This is a genomic window from Promicromonospora sp. NPDC110617 (assembly GCF_055598465.1).
Map to the genome: position 1 here is coordinate 2,071,250 of NZ_JBVKBM010000001.1, position 16,859 is coordinate 2,088,108.

The 16,859-nt window shown below is 74.1% G+C and carries 12 protein-coding genes; 8 read left to right on the forward strand and 4 right to left on the reverse strand.

The genetic code is table 11. The annotated features are described in order from the left end of the window. Positions 1-79 precede the first annotated feature (79 nt). Positions 80-3,916, forward strand: a complete 3,837-nt coding sequence (smc, locus tag ACZ7LE_RS09095) for a chromosome segregation protein SMC (protein WP_470402958.1) — start codon at positions 80-82, stop codon at positions 3,914-3,916. Positions 3,917-4,086: 170 nt separating this feature from the next. Further along, entirely contained in the window at positions 4,087-4,617 is a 531-nt protein-coding gene (locus ACZ7LE_RS09100) for a hypothetical protein (protein WP_470402959.1), read from the forward strand. 28 nt (positions 4,618-4,645) lie between these two features. On the opposite strand, the gene ACZ7LE_RS09105 is transcribed toward ACZ7LE_RS09100, so the two are convergent. From ACZ7LE_RS09105 to ACZ7LE_RS09120, 4 genes are read right to left on the reverse strand one after another with little or no spacing between them, the layout of a single operon-like run. Beyond that, positions 4,646-5,455, reverse strand: a complete 810-nt coding sequence (locus ACZ7LE_RS09105) for an ABC transporter ATP-binding protein (protein WP_470402960.1) — start codon at positions 5,453-5,455, stop codon at positions 4,646-4,648. After that, positions 5,455-6,525: a FecCD family ABC transporter permease gene (locus ACZ7LE_RS09110; protein ID WP_470402961.1), complete on the reverse strand. Its 1,071-nt coding sequence runs from the start codon at positions 6,523-6,525 to the stop codon at positions 5,455-5,457. Before ACZ7LE_RS09110 ends, ACZ7LE_RS09105 begins: the two co-directional genes overlap by 1 nt. Then, entirely contained in the window at positions 6,522-7,541 is a 1,020-nt protein-coding gene (locus tag ACZ7LE_RS09115; RefSeq protein ID WP_470402962.1) for a FecCD family ABC transporter permease, read from the reverse strand. The genes ACZ7LE_RS09110 and ACZ7LE_RS09115 overlap by 4 nt, the downstream gene beginning before the upstream one ends. Next, complete coding sequence (locus ACZ7LE_RS09120; protein ID WP_470402963.1) at positions 7,538-8,587, reverse strand: ABC transporter substrate-binding protein; 1,050 nt, start codon at positions 8,585-8,587, stop codon at positions 7,538-7,540. Before ACZ7LE_RS09120 ends, ACZ7LE_RS09115 begins: the two co-directional genes overlap by 4 nt. Before the next feature lie 193 nt (positions 8,588-8,780). Between ACZ7LE_RS09120 and ftsY the strand changes: the two genes are divergently transcribed. The 6 genes from ftsY (at position 8,781) to ACZ7LE_RS09150 (ending at position 16,688) form a co-directional block, all read left to right on the forward strand. Further along, on the forward strand, positions 8,781-9,950 hold the full coding sequence (gene ftsY, locus ACZ7LE_RS09125) for a signal recognition particle-docking protein FtsY (RefSeq protein WP_470402964.1): 1,170 nt from the start codon (positions 8,781-8,783) through the stop codon (positions 9,948-9,950). A 289-nt stretch (positions 9,951-10,239) separates the two neighbouring features. Further along, on the forward strand, positions 10,240-11,538 hold the full coding sequence (locus tag ACZ7LE_RS09130; protein WP_470402965.1) for an ammonium transporter: 1,299 nt from the start codon (positions 10,240-10,242) through the stop codon (positions 11,536-11,538). Between the two features lie 42 nt (positions 11,539-11,580). After that, the gene (locus tag ACZ7LE_RS09135) at positions 11,581-11,919 is read left to right on the forward strand and encodes a P-II family nitrogen regulator (protein ID WP_357484250.1); all 339 of its coding nucleotides are present in this window, start codon (positions 11,581-11,583) and stop codon (positions 11,917-11,919) included. A gap of 21 nt (positions 11,920-11,940) precedes the next feature. Beyond that, positions 11,941-13,746 carry a [protein-PII] uridylyltransferase family protein gene (locus ACZ7LE_RS09140; protein ID WP_470402966.1) on the forward strand — a complete coding sequence of 602 codons (1,806 nt, stop codon included), beginning with the start codon at positions 11,941-11,943 and terminating at the stop codon, positions 13,744-13,746. Between the two features lie 34 nt (positions 13,747-13,780). After that, entirely contained in the window at positions 13,781-15,421 is a 1,641-nt protein-coding gene (ffh, locus tag ACZ7LE_RS09145; protein WP_470402967.1) for a signal recognition particle protein, read from the forward strand. A 145-nt stretch (positions 15,422-15,566) separates the two neighbouring features. Further along, positions 15,567-16,688: an amidohydrolase family protein gene (locus ACZ7LE_RS09150; RefSeq protein ID WP_470402968.1), complete on the forward strand. Its 1,122-nt coding sequence runs from the start codon at positions 15,567-15,569 to the stop codon at positions 16,686-16,688. The last annotated feature ends 171 nt before the right edge of the window (positions 16,689-16,859 follow it).

Below are 16,859 nucleotides of genomic sequence, written 5' to 3' on the forward strand. Positions count from 1 at the left end.
CGAGGCATCCGGGTGCCGCTTCGGCGTATCCCGGCGGTACGTCCGACGTTCAGACCGCGTTCACAGTTAGGCTCACCGAGTGCATCTCAAGACGCTCACGCTCCGGGGCTTCAAGTCCTTCGCGTCGGCGACCACCCTCGAGCTCGAGCCGGGCATCACCTGCGTGGTGGGCCCCAACGGCTCCGGCAAGTCCAACGTGGTCGACGCGCTCTCCTGGGTCATGGGCGAACAGGGCGCCAAGTCCCTGCGCGGCGGCAAGATGGACGACGTCATCTTCGCGGGCACGTCCGGCCGCGCGCCCCTGGGCCGCGCCGAGGTGGCGCTGACGATCGACAACACCGACGGCGCGCTGCCGATCGACTACACCGAGGTCACGATCTCCCGCACGCTGTTCCGCAGCGGCGGTTCCGAGTACGCGATCAACGGCAACAGCTGCCGCCTGCTGGACATCCAGGAGCTGCTGAGCGACTCCGGCATCGGCCGCGAGATGCACGTCGTGGTGGGGCAGGGACAGCTCGACGCCGTGCTGCGTGCCACGCCGGAGGAGCGCCGCGGCTTCATCGAGGAGGCCGCGGGCGTCCTCAAGCACCGCAAGCGCAAGGAGAAGGCGCTCCGCAAGCTCGACGCGATGCAGGGCAACCTGGCGCGCCTGGGCGACCTGACGGCCGAGCTGCGCCGCCAGCTCGGCCCGCTGGGCCGGCAGGCCGAGGCGGCCCGCAAGGCGCAGACCGTGCAGCGCGACCTGCGCGACGCGAAGTCCCGCCTGCTGGCCGACGACCTGGCCCAGCTCACCGCGCAGCTCGAGCAGGAGAGTGCGGACGAGCGGTCGCTCAAGCAGCGGCAGGCCGAGACCGAGGCGGCGCTGACCGAGGCGCGCGGCCTGCTGGCCCGCCTGGAGGCGGCGACGTCGGCCGAGTCGCAGCAGGTCAGCGAGGCGGGCGACACCGTCTTCGCGCTGTCCCAGACCAGGGAGCGCCTGCGCAGCCTGCAGTCGCTGGCGGGGGAGCGCGCCCGGCTGCTCGGCACCGCCGAGCCCGCGCACCAGGGCCAGGACCCCGACGACCTGGAGGCCCAGGCCGCCCGCTCCCGCGCGAGCGAGGAGGAGCTGGCCACCGAGGTCGCCATCGCGCGCGAGACGGTTGAGTCCGCCGTCGACGTCCGGGCGGAGGCCGAGGCGGCCGCCCAGGCCGCCGAGCGCTCGCACGCCGCGCTGCTGCGCGCGGCCGCGGACCGCCGCGAGGGCCTCGCGCGCCTCGCCGGCCAGGTCGCCGCGCGCCGCAGCCGGGTCGAGGCCGCCCAGTCGGAGCTCGACCGGCTGCGCGACGCGCTGCTGGAGGCCGAGCAGCGCGTGGAGGAGTCCTCGCGCGAGCTCTCGGCCCTGGAGACCGAGGTCGGCGGGGTCGAGGGGGACGGCGAAGGGCTCGACGTCGCGCACGAGGCGGCGTCCGAGGTGCTGGAGCTGGCCAAGGCCGAGGTGCGGCACCTCCAGGAGCAGGTGACGACGGCGCAGCGGGACCGCAGCTCCGCGGCCGCCAGGGTCGAGGCGCTGGAGCTGAGCCTGGACCGGAAGGACGGCGCGGGCACGCTGCTCGCGTCCCACCAGCCGGGCGTCCTGGGTTCGGTGGCCGCGCTGCTGGGCATCGAGGCGGGCTTCGAGGACGCGGTCGCCGCCGCGCTCGGCCCGGTGGCGGACGCCGTCGCCGTGGCGGGCGTCGACGAGGCCGTCGACGCGCTGCGTCTGCTGCGTGACGAGGACGCGGGCCGGGCCAGCCTGGTCGTGGGCTCGGACCGGACGGGGTCCGCCGTCGAGCGCCCCGCCGTCGACCTGCCCGCTGGTGCCCGCTGGGCCACGGACGTGGTCCAGGTGGCCGGCCCGGCGTCGGCCGCGCTGCGGACGATCCTGCACGACGTCGTGGTGGTGGACGACCTCGCCCGCGCCCGCGCGCTGGTCCGGGACCAGCCGGTCGTCGCCGTGACCCGCGCCGGCGACCTGCTCGGCGCGACGCGCGCGTGGGGCGGTTCGGCCGCGGCGCCGAGCGTGCTGCACCTGCAGTCCGCGCTGGACGAGGCCAAGGCGGCCCGGGACGAGGCCGCCGCGCGCGACACCGACGGGTCGGCGCACCTGGAGCGGGCGCGCGCCGAGCGCGCGGCGGCCCAGGAGCGCTACGACGAGACGCTCGCCCGGCTCGGGGAGGCCGACGCCGCCCGAGCCGCCGCCGCCGAGCAGCTCGGTTCGCTTGGTGCCGCCGCGCGGGCCGCCCGTGCGGAGGCCGACCGGCACCGGGCCGCCCTGGACCAGGCCCAGTCCCGGCGCGCCGAGGACGAGATGGAGCTCGAGGCGCTTGTCGAGCGCATGACGATCGCCGAGGAGGAGCCCGCCGACGACGAGGGCTCGGTCGACGAGCTGCAGGCCGAGCGGGACGAGGCCGCCGCGGCCGCCTCCGCCGCGCGCGCCCGCGAGACCGAGGCGCGGCTGGCGCTGCGCACCGCCGAGGAGCGCGCCCGCGCCGTCTCGGGCCGCGCGCAGGCGCTGGCCGCGGCCGCCGAGCAGGAGCGTGAGGCCCGGGCCCGCGCCGCCGAGCGCGAGGAGCTGCGGCGCCGCGACGCGTCGCGTGCGGTGCTGGTGCAGCAGGCGGTCGCCGTGGCGCTGGAGGCCATCGCGCGCTCGCTGGACCGCGCCGCCGCCGACAAGGCGGCCGCCGAGGAGGCCCGCGCCGCCGGGTCGGAGCAGCTCGTCGCCGTCCGGGGGAGCGTGGAGTCCCTGACGGCCGAGCTGCGCGAGCTGACCGACGTCGCCCACCGCGACGAGGTCGCCCGCGCGCAGCAGCTCCTGCGCCTGGAGCAGCTCCAGACGCGCGCCACCGAGGAGCTCGGCACGGACCCCGACGTGCTGGTCGAGGAGTTCGGCCCGCACCAGCCCGTCCCGGTCTTCGACGGCGACGTGGCGGTGCGCGGGCGCAAGCGCCGCGCCGTCGTCGAGCGGGACGAGGAGGGCAACCCCATCCGCTACGAGGGCGACCCGGCGCTGCCCCGCGGTGCGGCGGCGCGCGAGGACGCCCTCATCGCGCGGACCCGAGCCCTCCACGAGGCCGGGATCCGGCCCGACGACCCTGCGGCCACCGCCGTGATCGTCGCGGCGGCCGGTGCCGAGCCGGAGGAGCACGCGGCCGAGGACGACGAGGTCACGGAGGCCCCGGCCGACGACGTCGCCGGACCGCCGAAGCCGGACCGGACCGTCCCGTACGTGCGCGAGGAGCAGGAGGTCCGGCTGGCGAAGGCCGAACGGGCCCTGTCGCGCATCGGCGCGGTGAACCCGCTGGCCCTGGAGGAGTTCGCGGCGCTGGAGGAGCGGCACCAGTTCCTCGTGGACCAGCTCGCGGACCTGAAGAAGTCGCGCGAGGACCTGCTCCAGATCGTCGACGACATCGACGAGCGCGTGCAGCAGGTGTTCGCCGAGGCCTTCCAGGACACCGCGGCGAAGTTCCTCGAGATCTTCCCCCGCCTGTTCCCCGGTGGTGAGGGCAAGCTGACGCTCACCGAGCCGGAGAACCTGCTGACCACCGGCATCGAGGTCGAGGCGCGCCCGGCGGGCAAGAAGGTCAAGCGGCTGTCGCTGCTGTCCGGCGGCGAGCGGTCGCTGGCGGCCGTCGCGTTCCTCGTCTCGATCTTCAAGGCGCGGCCCAGCCCGTTCTACATCATGGACGAGGTCGAGGCCGCGCTCGACGACGTGAACCTCGGGCGCCTCATCGAGATCTTCAAGGAGCTGCAGAAGGACAGCCAGCTCATCGTGATCACGCACCAGAAGCGAACGATGGAGGTGGCCGACGCCCTCTACGGCGTGACCATGCGCGGCGACGGCGTCACGACGCTGATCAGCCAGCGCATGGGCGACCGCGAGGTGGTCACCTCCTCATAGAGGGTGATTTTTCGCACCTTGCCGTCGGATACCTCCAGGTGTGAGGGATTTCTCCTGACGGAACGGCGCGTGTCACACGGCGTGTCGCGGCCTTCCGCGCGGCGGGACCGGACAAGACACGACACAATAGGCCCATGTGGTGGTCGGTCATTCTGCTCGTGGTGTGCTTGGTGTTGGCCGTTGGTGTCTTCGTCGTCGCCAGTCAGATGGACGCGCCCGCGAGCAGCAACACCGAGGAGTTCTCGTTCCTTCAATGGTTCCGCTCGGGCCTCGCCCGCCTGCGCGGTGACGCCCAGCGGCGCAACGACGGCCGCCGCCACGGCGCGTCCGCCGTCGCGACCCATGCCGTGGGCGCCCCGTCCGTGTGGGTCGGCAAGCCGCGCGTGGTCAAGCCGGACACCTCGCCCGTGGACATGGGCATGTCCGAGTTCTTCGCCGCCACGATCGAGTCCAAGCCGGGCTACGTCGACGCCGAGGAGCTCACCGACGTGCTGAACCGGGCACGCGACCAGGCGCAGAAGACGCTGCACGTGCCGCTGGGCACCGTGCCGCTCAAGCCGGCCAACCTCGTGCCCGGCCAGCTCCGTGCGGTGCGGCCGGTCCGCTCCGCGCAGAAGGTCACGCAGCCCCAGGTCACGCAGCAGAAGGTCGCGCAGGAGCCGCCGGCCGCCGACCAGGGGCCGGCCCAGGCCGCGAGCTAGCCGCGGCGGGGGTCGTGACCCCCGCCGCTCAGCCCTGCACCGTGTGGTGCGGCACGATGACGGGCGTCCCTGTGCGCGGGTCGCCGAGGATCGTCGCCTCGACGGAGAACACCTCGCGCAGCAGCTCCGGGGTCACCACCTCACCGGGCGAGCCCTGCGCCACGATCTCGCCGTCGCGCATCGCCACGATGTGGTGCGCGTAGCGGCAGGCGAGGTTGAGGTCGTGCAGCACCATGACGACCGTCCTGCGATGGTCCCGGTTGAGCGCGGCGACCAGCTCCAGGACGTCGAGCTGGTGCGCCATGTCGAGGTACGTGGTCGGCTCGTCCAGCAGGAGCAGGTCGGTCTGCTGGGCCACGGCCATCGCGATCCACGCCCGCTGACGCTGTCCGCCGGACAGCTCGTCGACGTCGCGCGTCGCCAGCTCGGCGGTGCCCGTGGCGCGCAGCGCCTCCTCGACGGCCTCGGTGTCACCCTCGCCCCACTGGTGCCACCAGCTCTGGTGCGGGTGGCGCCCGCGGGAGACCAGGTCGCGCACGGTGATCCCCTCGGGCGGCACGGGCGACTGGGGCAGCATGCCCAGGACGCGCGCCACCTCGCGGGTGGGCTGCTCCGCGATCGCCCTGCCGTCCAGCAGCACGGTGCCGCCGGCGGGCGGCATCAGGCGGGCGAGGCCGCGCAGCAGGGTGGACTTGCCGCAGGCGTTGGGGCCGACGATGACGGTCACCTGCCGGTCGGGGACGTCGAGCGACAGCTCCCGCACGACGGTCCGGTCGCCGTAGCCCAGCGTGACGGCGTCCGCCCGCAGGCGGGCCGCGGACGTGGCGGTGGTGGGCATCAGGGGGTCCCTCTCGACGAGCGGCGGCGCTGCAGCAGGTACAGCAGGTAGGGCGCGCCGACCAGACCGGTCAGGACGCCGACGGGGAGCTGGGCGGGCAACGCCGTGCGCGCCACGGTGTCCGCGACCAGCACGAGCACGGCGCCGGCCGCCCCCGCCAGGACCGGCGGGATGTCGGGCACGCCGGCGACCCGGCGCGCCACCTGCCCGGCGACCAGGGCGACGAACGCGACCGGTCCGGCGGCCGACGTGGCGAGCGCCGCGAGGCACACCGCGATCACGAGCAGGGCGGCGCGGGCCAGGCCCGGGCGCACGCCCCAGCCGGCCACCACCTCGTCCTCGAACAGCAGCGCGCGGTTGGTGCGGGCCAGCACGAGCGCAGCGGGCAGCAGGACGGCCAGTCCCACCAGGACGGGCGTCGCCTCGCCCCAGCCGCGCGCGTTCAGGCTGCCGGTGAGCCAGGCCGCGGAGCGCTGTGCGTCGTAGACGTCGATGCGCGTGAGCAGGAACTGGGTCAGCGCGGTCAGGGCGGCGGACAGCGCGATGCCGACCAACAGGATCCGGCGGCCCCGCAGGGCGCCGTCGCGCCCGAGCAGCGCGATGAGCCCCGCCGCGGCGAGGCCGCCCGCGAGGGCGGCGACCGGGATCGGCACGATGCCCACGGGTCCGCCCAGGGAGCCGACGGCGATGACACCCACCACCGCGACCGAGGCGCCCGCGCTGATGCCGAGCACGTCGGGGCTGGCCAGCGGGTTGCGCAGCACGCTCTGGCTCAGCCCGCCGGCCACGCCGAAGGTGGCGCCGACGGCCAGCGCCAGGACCACCCGGGGCAGCCGCACCTCCTGCACGGCGTAGACCGTGTTCTCCGGCCCCTGCCCGCGCAGCGCCTGCCAGAGGGCGGCGGGCGCCGTGGCCTGGTCGCCCAGGCTCAGGGCGAGCACGGCGGCGAGCAGCAGGAGCAGGAGCGCACCCAGCACGGCGACGACCACCCGAGCGCGTGGCCGGGGGCGGGGGAGCAGCCGGCGGGCGCCACCGGGCCGGGTCGCGGTACGGGTCGCGGCGCCGGTCATCGGGCACGCTCCTTCGCGCGGCGCGTCAGCCAGATGAAGAACGGCGTGCCGAGCAGCGCCGTCACCACGCCCACCTGGACCTCGGCGGGGCGGGCGACGAGCCGGCCCACGACGTCGGCCGTGACCAGCAGGAGCGGTCCCAGCACCGCCGAGAGCGCGAGCACGCGGCGCACGTCGGTGCCGACCAGGGCCCGGGCGACGTGCGGGATGACGAGGCCCACGAAGGCGATCGGGCCGGCCAGCGCCACGGCGGTGCCCGACAGCAGCACCACGGCGACGCCCGCCAGCAGCCGGGTCCGCACGACGGGGACGCCCAGCGCCGCCGCCGTGTCGTCCCCGAGGGCGAGCGCGTTGAGCGACCCGGAGACCGCCACCGCCAGGACCGCCCCGACCACGGCCGGCACGAGCGCGGGCAGCAGCACGGCGGGGTCGGGCAGGTTCAGCGACCCCACCACCCAGAACCGGTACTGGTCCATCGTCGAGGCGCTGAGCAGCACGGTCGCCGAGACGGCGGCGCCGAGGAAGGCCGTCATCGCCATCCCGGCCAGGGTCATGTTCACGGGCGTGAGCCCCTCGGGCGACCGGCTCGAGAACAGGTACACGGCGGCGGTCGCCAGCGCCGCGCCCACCAGGGCGAGCAGCACGCGGGGCGCGCCCGCGCCCAGCCCGAGGAACACGCTGCCCGCGACCACGGCGACGGCGCCGCCGGCGGAGATCCCCAGCAGCCCCGGGTCGGCCAGCGGGTTGCGGGTGACCGCCTGCGCGAGCACCCCGGCGACGCCGAGGGCGACGCCGACAAGCAGGCCGAGCAGGGTCCGGGGCAGCCGCAGCTCCCAGATGACGGCCGCGGCGACGCCGTCGTGGCCGAGCAGCCCCGCGAGCGTCTCGGCCGGCGAGAGCACGCGGGCACCCACCGTGATGCCGGCCAGCGCCGCGACGACGAGCAGCACGAGCGCGGTCAGCAGGGTCGCGGCGACCGTCCGCCTGCTGCGCGCCGTGGTCGGGGACGTGCTCACCGCTGGTCGGCGGCGATGGTCTCCAGGTCGTCGAGCACGAGCCCGGCCCCCGTCACGCCCAGCCCCAGGTACCAGGTCTCGTCCGGCACCTCGCGGACGACGCCGCCGTCCGCCACCGCGGGCACCTGGTCCCACAGCGGGCCGTCGACGACCGCGGCCTGCTCGGTGGCGTCGGGCTCCCCGTAGGTGCCCCAGAGCAGCCAGTCGCCCTCGGCGAGGGTGATCTCCTCCGCGGAGATCTCGACGGCGAGGTCGGCGACGTCCTCGGTCTCCGGCCGGGGCAGGCCGGCGTCGGCCAGGACGATGCCGACGAACGAGTCGTTGGCGTACAGGCGGATCTGCCCGGCCATGAACCGCAGCATGGAGACGGTCGGGGCCTTGCCGCCGTTCGCCTCCACCACCTCGGCGCCCACCTCGTCGGCGCGCTTCTCGTAGGCGTCCAGCAGCTCCTGGGCGCGGTCCTCCTCGCCCACCGCCGCGGCGTTGAGCAGGAAGTTCTCCTTCCACAGCACGCCGGGGCGCGGCGCCAGCACGGTCGGGGCGATGTCCTGCAGCTTGGCCTTGAGGCCGTCGTCGTCGATCCGCAGCGACGTACCGAGGATCAGGTCCGGCTCCAGGTTCTTGATCTGCTCCAGGTCCAGGGCGTCGTACGCGCCCAGGTCCACGGCGTCGCCGACGTCCAGGTAGTCGGGCGCCATCTGGGCGTCCGCGGGGTGGGCGATGCCGACCGGCTCGATGCCGAGGGAGATCATGTTGTCCAGCTCACCGGTGTCGAGCACGATCACGCGCTCGGGCTTCGCGGGGATCTCGGTCTCGCCGACCTCTTCGTTGGCCACGAGGTTGCGCACGGTGCGCGGGAACTCGCCCGGCGCGGCGTCCGTGCCGAGCCGGCCCGCGAGCTCCCGGACGTCGTCGAACCCCTCCTGGCCGGTGGCGACGTTGGACTTGTTGTCGCCGGTGCCGGACTCGGCGGTGCCACCGCAGCCGGTGAGCAGGGCGGCGCCCAGCACGAGGGCGGCGACGGAGGCGGAGACTGCGCGGGGCATGGTTGTTCCTCAGGGTTCTCGGACGAAGGATGCTGCACGGCCGCGGGTCTGAGGCGGCGCGGTCGTCGCGCTCGGGCTCTCTCGGCGAGGTCACACTACACGCGGAGATTAGGGGACCCTAACTCCGTCCGGTGAAACGGCCGGGTGCCAGGGGTTTCCACGGTGCCGTCCGCAAGATGAAAGAATCTGGGGCGTGAACGAGCTTCCCTGGATCGAGATCATCTCCGCCCTCGCTGTCCTCGCGGCCGGCGGCGGCCTCACCGGCGTCCTCGTCGCGCGGCGGCGCCGGCGGACCCAGGACCAGGACGGCGCCCCGACGGCGACGGCCGAGCCCACGACGGCGCCCACCGGCACGGCGGAGCCGGCCACGGCCGAACCCGAGGCCGCGCCCGAGGCGCCGGCCGCGCCCGTCCTGGAGCGTCCCGCCCCGACCGCGGGGCGTCTGGTGCGGCTGCGCGACCGCCTCGCGCGGTCGGGCTCGCCGCTGGGCGCCCGGCTGCTCTCGGTGCTGTCCCGGGACTCGCTCACGGAGAACGACTGGGACGAGATCGAGGAGGAGCTGCTCCTCGCCGACGTCGGCGCCGGCCCCACCACGGAGCTGCTCGACGCGCTGCGCACCAAGGTCCGCGTGCTGGGCGTGCGCGAGCCGGCGGCGGTCCGCGACCTGCTGCGCTCCGAGCTCGTGACGCTCCTCCAGCCGGAGCTGGACCGCACCCTGCACACCGACCCGCGCACGGCCGAGGACGGCACCCACCTGCCCGCGGTGACCCTCGTGGTGGGCGTCAACGGCACGGGCAAGACCACGACGGTCGGCAAGCTGGCACGCGTGCTGGTCGCGGACGGCCGCAGCGTGGTGCTCGGCGCCGCCGACACGTTCCGCGCCGCCGCGGCGGACCAGCTCACCACCTGGGGCAACCGGGTGGGCGTGGAGACGGTGCGCTCCGACCGCGAGGGCGCCGACCCGGCGTCGGTGGCCTTCGAGGCGGTCGCACGCGGGCGCGACGAGAAGACGGACGTCGTGCTCGTGGATACCGCGGGGCGCCTGCAGAACAAGGCCGGCCTCATGGACGAGCTCGGCAAGATCGTGCGGGTGGCCAGCAAGGTCGCCGCGCCGAGCGAGGTGCTGCTGGTGCTGGACGCGACCACCGGGCAGAACGGGCTCTCCCAGGCGCGGGTCTTCGCGGAGGTCGCCGGCGTCACGGGCATCGTCCTGACGAAGCTCGACGGCACCGCCAAGGGCGGGATCGTGGTCCAGGTGCAGCGGGAGCTCGGTGTGCCGGTCAAGCTCATCGGTCTGGGCGAGGGCCCGGACGACCTTGCGCCGTTCGACGTCGAGGAGTTCGTGGACGGGATCCTGGGCTGACCCCGGGTCAGGAATGCCTCTTCGAATGGCACGGCAATAGTCGCCGTCCAGCATGTGAGAAGTACATGTAAGCGCCACGTTACGAGTGGATAGCCGCGAAATAACCGGGCGATCACGGTTGGGTCGGAAAATTCGCCCAAGCGGGACTCGAAATAAGACGTTTACATGCTACCCGCCTGCGTCACGCATCCGTAACCCCGATGCGGGCCGCGCGTAACGGCGTCCCGCGACGGTAGTCGCGGTGGGCCGAGTCACCAGGACCGGTCCGGGGAGAGAGGCATTTTCCGCGATGGAATTCGAGCTCGATACGGGCAACACCGCCTGGCTGATCACCGCCTCCTCGCTCGTGCTGCTGATGACGCCGGGCCTGGCGTTCTTCTACGGCGGCATGGTGCGGGGCAAGAGTGTCCTCAACATGATGATGATGAGCTTCGCCTCGATCGGCGTCGCCGGGCTCATCTGGGTCGTCTACGGCTACGGCCTGGCCTTCGGTCCGGACATCGCCGGCTTCATCGGCAACCCGGCCGGCCTCATCGGCCTGACGATCGACAACGCGGCCAGCCCCACGACTGCCTTCGGCATCCCGGGCCTCGTGTTCGCCGGCTTCCAGGCCACGTTCGCCATCATCACGGTGGCCCTCATCTCCGGCGCGATCGCCGACCGCGTCAAGTTCGGCACCTGGATCGTCTTCAGCGCCATCTGGGTCACCGTCGTCTACGCCCCGCTGGCCCACTGGGTCTGGGGCGGCGGCATGTTCGGCGCCACCGGCTGGCTCGCGTCGGCCCTCTCGCTGCCGATCGACTTCGCCGGCGGCACAGTCGTCCACATCAACGCGGGTGCCGCGGCCCTCGCGCTGGCCCTCGTGATCGGCAAGCGCAAGGGCTTCGGCACCGAGGCCATGCGTCCGCACAACCTGCCGTTCGTCATGCTGGGCGCCGCCCTCCTGTGGTTCGGCTGGTTCGGCTTCAACGCGGGCTCCGAGCTCGCCGCGGACGGCACCGCCGGCCGCGCCTGGGTCAACACGCTGGTCGCCACGGCCGTCGCGATGCTCGCCTGGATGACCACCGAGAAGTTCCGTGACGGCGCCGCCACCTCGCTGGGTGCCGCCTCCGGTGTCGTCGCCGGCCTGGTCGCGATCACCCCGGCCGCCGGCACGGTGGACTCGTGGGGCGCCATCGTCATCGGCCTCGTCGCCGGTGTCCTGTGCTCGCTGGCCGTGGGCCTCAAGTACAAGTTCGGCTACGACGACTCGCTCGACGTGGTCGGCGTGCACCTCGTCGGTGGCCTGGTCGGCACCATCCTGATCGGGTTCTTCGCCACGAACGGCCGCTACGACTCGTTCTACTTCGAGGGCTCGCTCAACGGCCTCTTCTACGGTGGCGGCGTCACGCAGCTGCTCACCCAGATCGTCGCCGCGCTGGTGGCCGTGCTCTACAGCTTCGTGCTCACCTACATCATCGGGCTGGCGCTCAAGGCGACCCTGGGCTGGCGCGTCTCCGAGGAGGCCGAGGTCAGCGGCATCGACCTGGCGGTCCACGGCGAGACGGCGTACGAGAACTCCGGCTCCACCATCACCGAGGTGCGCTGACCGTACTACGGTCCAGCTACCCGACTGCTTAGGAGGCAGCGCATGAAGCTTGTCACGGGTGTCATCCAGCCCCACCGCCTCGACGACGTGAAGACGGCGTTGGAGGGTGCCGGGGTGCGCGGTATGACCGTGAGCGAGGCCAGCGGCTACGGCCGACAGAAGGGCCACACCGAGGTCTACCGCGGTGCGGAGTACACCGTGGACCTGGTGCCGAAGGTCCGCATCGAGGTGCTCGTCACGGACGAGGACGTCGCGGCGGTGACCGACGCGATCGTCGGCGCGGCGCAGACGGGCAAGATCGGCGACGGCAAGGTGTGGGTCGTGCCGGTCGAGGACGTGGCCCGGGTGCGCACCGGCGAGCACGGCGACGCCGCGCTCTGATCCGGGAGTGCCTGACGACGCATGACAAGTGACCCGGTGCCCGAGGGCACCCGGGAGCAGGCGGAGGCCCCGCACCCCCCGGTCGGGGTGCGGGGCCTCCGCGACGAGCTCCTCTCCATCGCCACGGGCCTCACCGGTCCGGGCCGGTCCGGCCTGGCCCGGCGGTCCGCCGTCGGGCAGCGGGTCACCGAACGCCTCGGGGACCTGTTCGCCGCGGCGACCGAGGACGTCGACCCGTCGGGCATCGCCCTGGCGGCCGTCGGCAGCCTGGGCCGGGGCGAGCTCGGCCCGCTGAGCGACCTCGACCTCGTGCTCGTGCACGACGGCCGCACCCACGGCCCCGACGAGCTGCAGCGCGTGGCCGAGAAGCTCTGGTACCCGCTGTGGGACTCGGGCGTGGACATCGACCACGCCGTGCGGTCGCTGAGCCAGTCCCGGCAGGTCGCGGCGAGCGACCTCCCGGCGGTGATCGGCTGGCTGAGCGTGCGCGCGGTGGCCGGCGACGCCGTCGTCGTGCACCGGGCGGCGTCCGCCGTGCTGACCGACTGGCGCGCCGCGGCGCGGCGGCGCCTGCCCGAGCTCATCTCGTCCACGCGCGACCGCGCGCAGCGGGCGGGCGAGCTCGCCTACCTCATCGAGCCGGACCTCAAGGAGGCCCGCGGCGGCATGCGGGACGCCGTGCTGCTCTCCGCGCTCGCCGCCACCTGGCTCACCGACCGCCCGCACGGGGCCGTGGACACCGCCTACACACACCTGCTCGACGTGCGCGACACGCTCCAGGTGGTCACCCGGCGGCGCAGCAGCCGCCTGCTGCTGGCCGACCTCGAGGACGTCGCCGAGCGCACCGGGTACGACGACGGCGACGAGCTGCTGGCGAGCCTCGCCGAGTCGGGCCGCGTGATCTCCTACGCGCTCGACACCACCGTCCGCCACGCCCGCCAGGCGCTGTCCCGGCCGGTGGGCGTGGGCAAGCCGATCATGGTGCGCGGACGGCGCACGCCGCCCCGCCTGCGCTCCGTGGGCGACGGCCTGGTCGAGCACGACGGCGAGCTCGTGCTCGGCGTCGGCACCCGGCCGGCGTCGGACCCGCTGCTGCCCCTGCGCGCCGCGGCGACCGCCGCGCGGACCGGGCTCGTGCTGTCCCCGGTGACGATCCGGAGCCTGGAGAAGTCGCCGCCCCTGCCCGAACCCTGGCCCCCGGCCGCGCGCGAGAGCCTGCTCGCGCTGCTCGCCGCCGGGCAGGCCCAGGTGCCCGTCTGGGAGGCGCTCGACCTCGCAGGGGTCGTCACCTCCTGGATCCCCGAGTGGGCCGACGTGCGCAACCGGCCGCAGCGCGCGGCGATCCACCGGCACACCGTGGACCGCCACCTCGTCGAGACGGCCGCCGTCGCGGCGCGCCTCCGGCGCCGGCTGCCCGACCCCTCGACCGTCGCGGGGCAGCGCTCCGGCGACCTCCTGCTGCTGGCCGCGCTCCTGCACGACATCGGCAAGGTGCGCGGCGCGGCCGACCACTCCGTGGAGGGCGCGCGGCTGGTCCCGGGCATCCTGACCCGCGCCGGCTTCGCTCCCGACGTGGTCGACGACGTGACCCGGCTCGTGCGCCACCACCTCACGCTCGCCGACCTGGCCACGCGCGCCGACCCCGACGACCCCGCGACGCTGACGACCCTGCTGGAAGCCGTGGACCACCGGCGCGACCTGCTCGACGTGCTGCGGTCCCTGACCGAGGCGGACACCACGTCCCTCGGGCCGAAGGCGTGGACGGGGTGGCGCTCGCAGCTCGTGGACGGGCTCACCGACCGGGCCCGGGCCCTCCTCCCCGGATGAACCCCTGACGACAGGACTCCATTAGGCTGTGTCCGTGTTCAACTCCCTGTCCGACCGGCTTACCTCGACGTTCAAGAACCTGCGCACGCGGGGCCGTCTCTCCGAGGCGGACATCGACGCGACCGTGCGGGAGATCCGCCGCGCCCTGCTCGACGCGGACGTCGCGGTGCCCGTGGTGCGCGAGTTCACCGCGGCGGTGCGCGAGCGCGCGCTGTCGTCCGAGGTCTCCGGTGCGCTGAACCCCGCCCAGCAGGTCGTCAAGATCGTCAACGAGGAGCTCGTCGACATCCTCGGCGGGGCCACGCGCCCGCTGACGCTGGCCAAGACGCCGCCCACGGTGATCATGCTCGCGGGTCTCCAGGGTGCCGGTAAGACCACCCTGGCGGGCAAGCTCGCGCACGCGCTCAAGGGCCAGGGCCACACGCCCCTGCTGGTCGCCGCCGACCTGCAGCGCCCCAACGCCGTGACCCAGCTCTCCGTGGTGGCCGAGCGCGCCGGCGTGCCGGTGTTCGCGCCGCACCCGGGCAACACCTCGGAGGCCGACGACCCAGCGGCCGACGCGCCCCTGATCGGCGACCCGGTCGGCGTCGCGCGGGACGGCGTCGCGTACGCCAAGGAGCGCCAGCACGACGTCGTGATCGTCGACACCGCGGGCCGCCTCGGCATCGACGAGGTGCTGATGAAGCAGGCCGCGGACATCCGGGCCGCGGTGAACCCGGACGAGGTCCTGTTCGTCATCGACGCGATGATCGGCCAGGACGCGGTGAACACCGCCAAGGCCTTCGCCGACGGCGTGGACTTCACCGGCGTCGTGCTCTCGAAGCTCGACGGCGACGCCCGCGGTGGTGCTGCCCTGTCGGTCGCCAAGGTGACCGGCCGGCCCATCATGTTCGCGTCCACCGGCGAGAAGCTGACGGACTTCGAGGTCTTCCACCCCGACCGCATGGCGAGCCGCATCCTCGACATGGGTGACGTGCTCACCCTGATCGAGCAGGCCGAGAAGGCGTTCGACGCCGAGCAGGCCGAGAAGATGGCGGGCAAGCTCGCCAGCGGCCAGGACTTCACGCTCGCGGACTTCCTGGTGCAGATGCAGCAGCTGAAGAACATGGGCTCGATGAAGAAGATGCTCGGCATGCTGCCGGGCATGGCCCAGATGCGGGACCAGCTCGACCAGTTCGACGAGCGCGAGGTGGGCCGCATCGAGGCGATCATCCACTCGATGACGCCGGCGGAGCGCGACAACCCGAAGATCATCAACGGCTCGCGCCGCGCCCGCATCGCCAAGGGCGCCGGCACCACGACGACGGCCATCAACCAGCTCCTGGAGCGGTTCGACAACGCCCAGAAGATGATGAGGCAGATGGCCAAGGGCGGCGGCATGGGCCCGGGCGGGATGCCCGCCATGCCCGGCGGCCCCGGCATGGGCATGGGCAAGAAGTCGCGCGGCAAGACGCCGCCGCCCAAGAAGGGCAAGAAGGGCAAGTCCGGGAACCCGGCCAAGCGCGCCCAGCAGGAGAAGGAAGCCATGCAGCGCGCCCTGGGCGGCGGACCCGCCGCCACGCCGGCCGCGCCCGCCGGGTCGGCATTCGGGGTGGGCCCGAAGCCGAGCGACGAGGCGCCCGACCTGAACAACATCGAGCTGCCCCCGGGCCTGGAGAAGTTCCTGGGTCGGTAGGTGTGGTCCGGCCGGCGGCCGGACGCGGTGCCGCCGGCCGGTGCCGGCGGGGGCGGAGGCCGGCGACGACGCCGGGGCGGGCGGGGTGTCCGTGGCGTGGCAGGGGGACAGGTCCACAGGGTGACGGGGAGAGCGAAGGAGCCGCATGTCTGCGCTGGAAGGTCCGACCGCGGCGATCCGCGGGCGCATCCTGCTCGGTGACGACCGTGAGGCCGAGGAGCTGTGGGTCCGCGGCGGCCGTGTCAGCCTCACCCGGCCGTCGGCGCAGGGCACCAACATGCGGGTGCTGGAGGGCTGGGCGCTGCCCGGCCTGGTCGACGTGCACTGCCACATCGGGCTCGCGGCCGAGGGCGCCGTCTCCCCGGAGGAGGCCGAGAAGCAGGCCGTGGCGGACCGCGACTCCGGCGTGCTCCTGATCCGGGACGCCGGCTCGCCGCTGGACACCGCGTGGGTGCACCAGCGCGCCGACCTGCCGCACCTGCTGCGGGCCGGCATGCACCTGGCGCGGCCCAAGCGGTACCTGCGCAACTTCGGGCTGGAGCTGGAGTCCCCGGAGCTGCTCCCGGACGAGGTGCGCACGCAGGCCCGGCGCGGCGACGGCTGGGTCAAGCTCGTCGGGGACTGGATCGACCGCACGCTCGGGGCCGACGGCGACCTCCGGCCCCTGTGGCCCGACGACGTGCTGCGCCAGGCCGTCGCCGTGGCGCACGCCGAGGCGGCCCGGGTGACCGTGCACGCCTTCGGCGAGGAGACGATCGACGGGCTGCTCGCGGCCGGGGTGGACTGCATCGAGCACGGCACCGGCATGACGGCCGAGCACATGGCGGAGGCCGCCCGGCGGGGGATCGCGGTCACGCCCACGCTGCTGCAGATCGGGCAGTTCGAGAGCATCGCGGGGCAGGCCGACGGCAAGTACCCGCGCTACGCGGAGCGGATGCGGGCCATGTACGCGCGCCGGTACCAGCAGGTCCGCGACCTGCACGAGGCCGGAGTGCAGCTCCTGGTCGGCACCGACGCGGGCGGGACCATCTCGCACGGCCGCATCGCCGACGAGTGCGCCGAGCTGGTCGCGGCGGGCATCCCCGCGGCGGAGGTCGTGGCGATGGCGTCCTGGCGCGCCCGCGACTACCTGGGCTTCGGGGCCGTGGTGGAGGGTTCCAGTGCCGACCTCGTGGTCTACCCGGCGGACCCGCGCGAGGACATCGAGGTGCTCCGGCACCCCACCGCCGTCGTGCTGCGGGGCACGGTCTACCCGGCCGCCCGCTGACCGTGCCCGTGTGACGCACGCGTGGTTGGTGGGGCCGCGCGCCGTCTGGCACAATATCGACGTACTCGGCGTGCCCGGACCCCTCTCACCTGGTCAGGCCGTGTCCCGGTCCCACACACTGCTTCACCCCACGTCGCGGTGCTCGGACCATCCCATCAGAACCAGGAGAGA

Bases quoted from the DNA above. Each gene is read 5' to 3' on its own strand.
- ACZ7LE_RS09110 (WP_470402961.1), bottom strand. From the start codon at position 6,525: ATGACCGGCGCCGCGACCCGTACCGCGACCCGGCCCGGTGGCGCCCGC.
- ACZ7LE_RS09150 (WP_470402968.1), top strand. From the start codon at position 15,567: ATGTCTGCGCTGGAAGGTCCGACCGCGGCGATCCGCGGGCGCATCCTG.
- ACZ7LE_RS09105 (WP_470402960.1), bottom strand. From the start codon at position 5,455: ATGCCCACCACCGCCACGTCCGCGGCCCGCCTGCGGGCGGACGCCGTC.
- ACZ7LE_RS09130 (WP_470402965.1), top strand. From the start codon at position 10,240: ATGGAATTCGAGCTCGATACGGGCAACACCGCCTGGCTGATCACCGCC.
- ACZ7LE_RS09140 (WP_470402966.1), top strand. From the start codon at position 11,941: ATGACAAGTGACCCGGTGCCCGAGGGCACCCGGGAGCAGGCGGAGGCC.
- ACZ7LE_RS09135 (WP_357484250.1), top strand. From the start codon at position 11,581: ATGAAGCTTGTCACGGGTGTCATCCAGCCCCACCGCCTCGACGACGTG.
- ACZ7LE_RS09120 (WP_470402963.1), bottom strand. From the start codon at position 8,587: ATGCCCCGCGCAGTCTCCGCCTCCGTCGCCGCCCTCGTGCTGGGCGCC.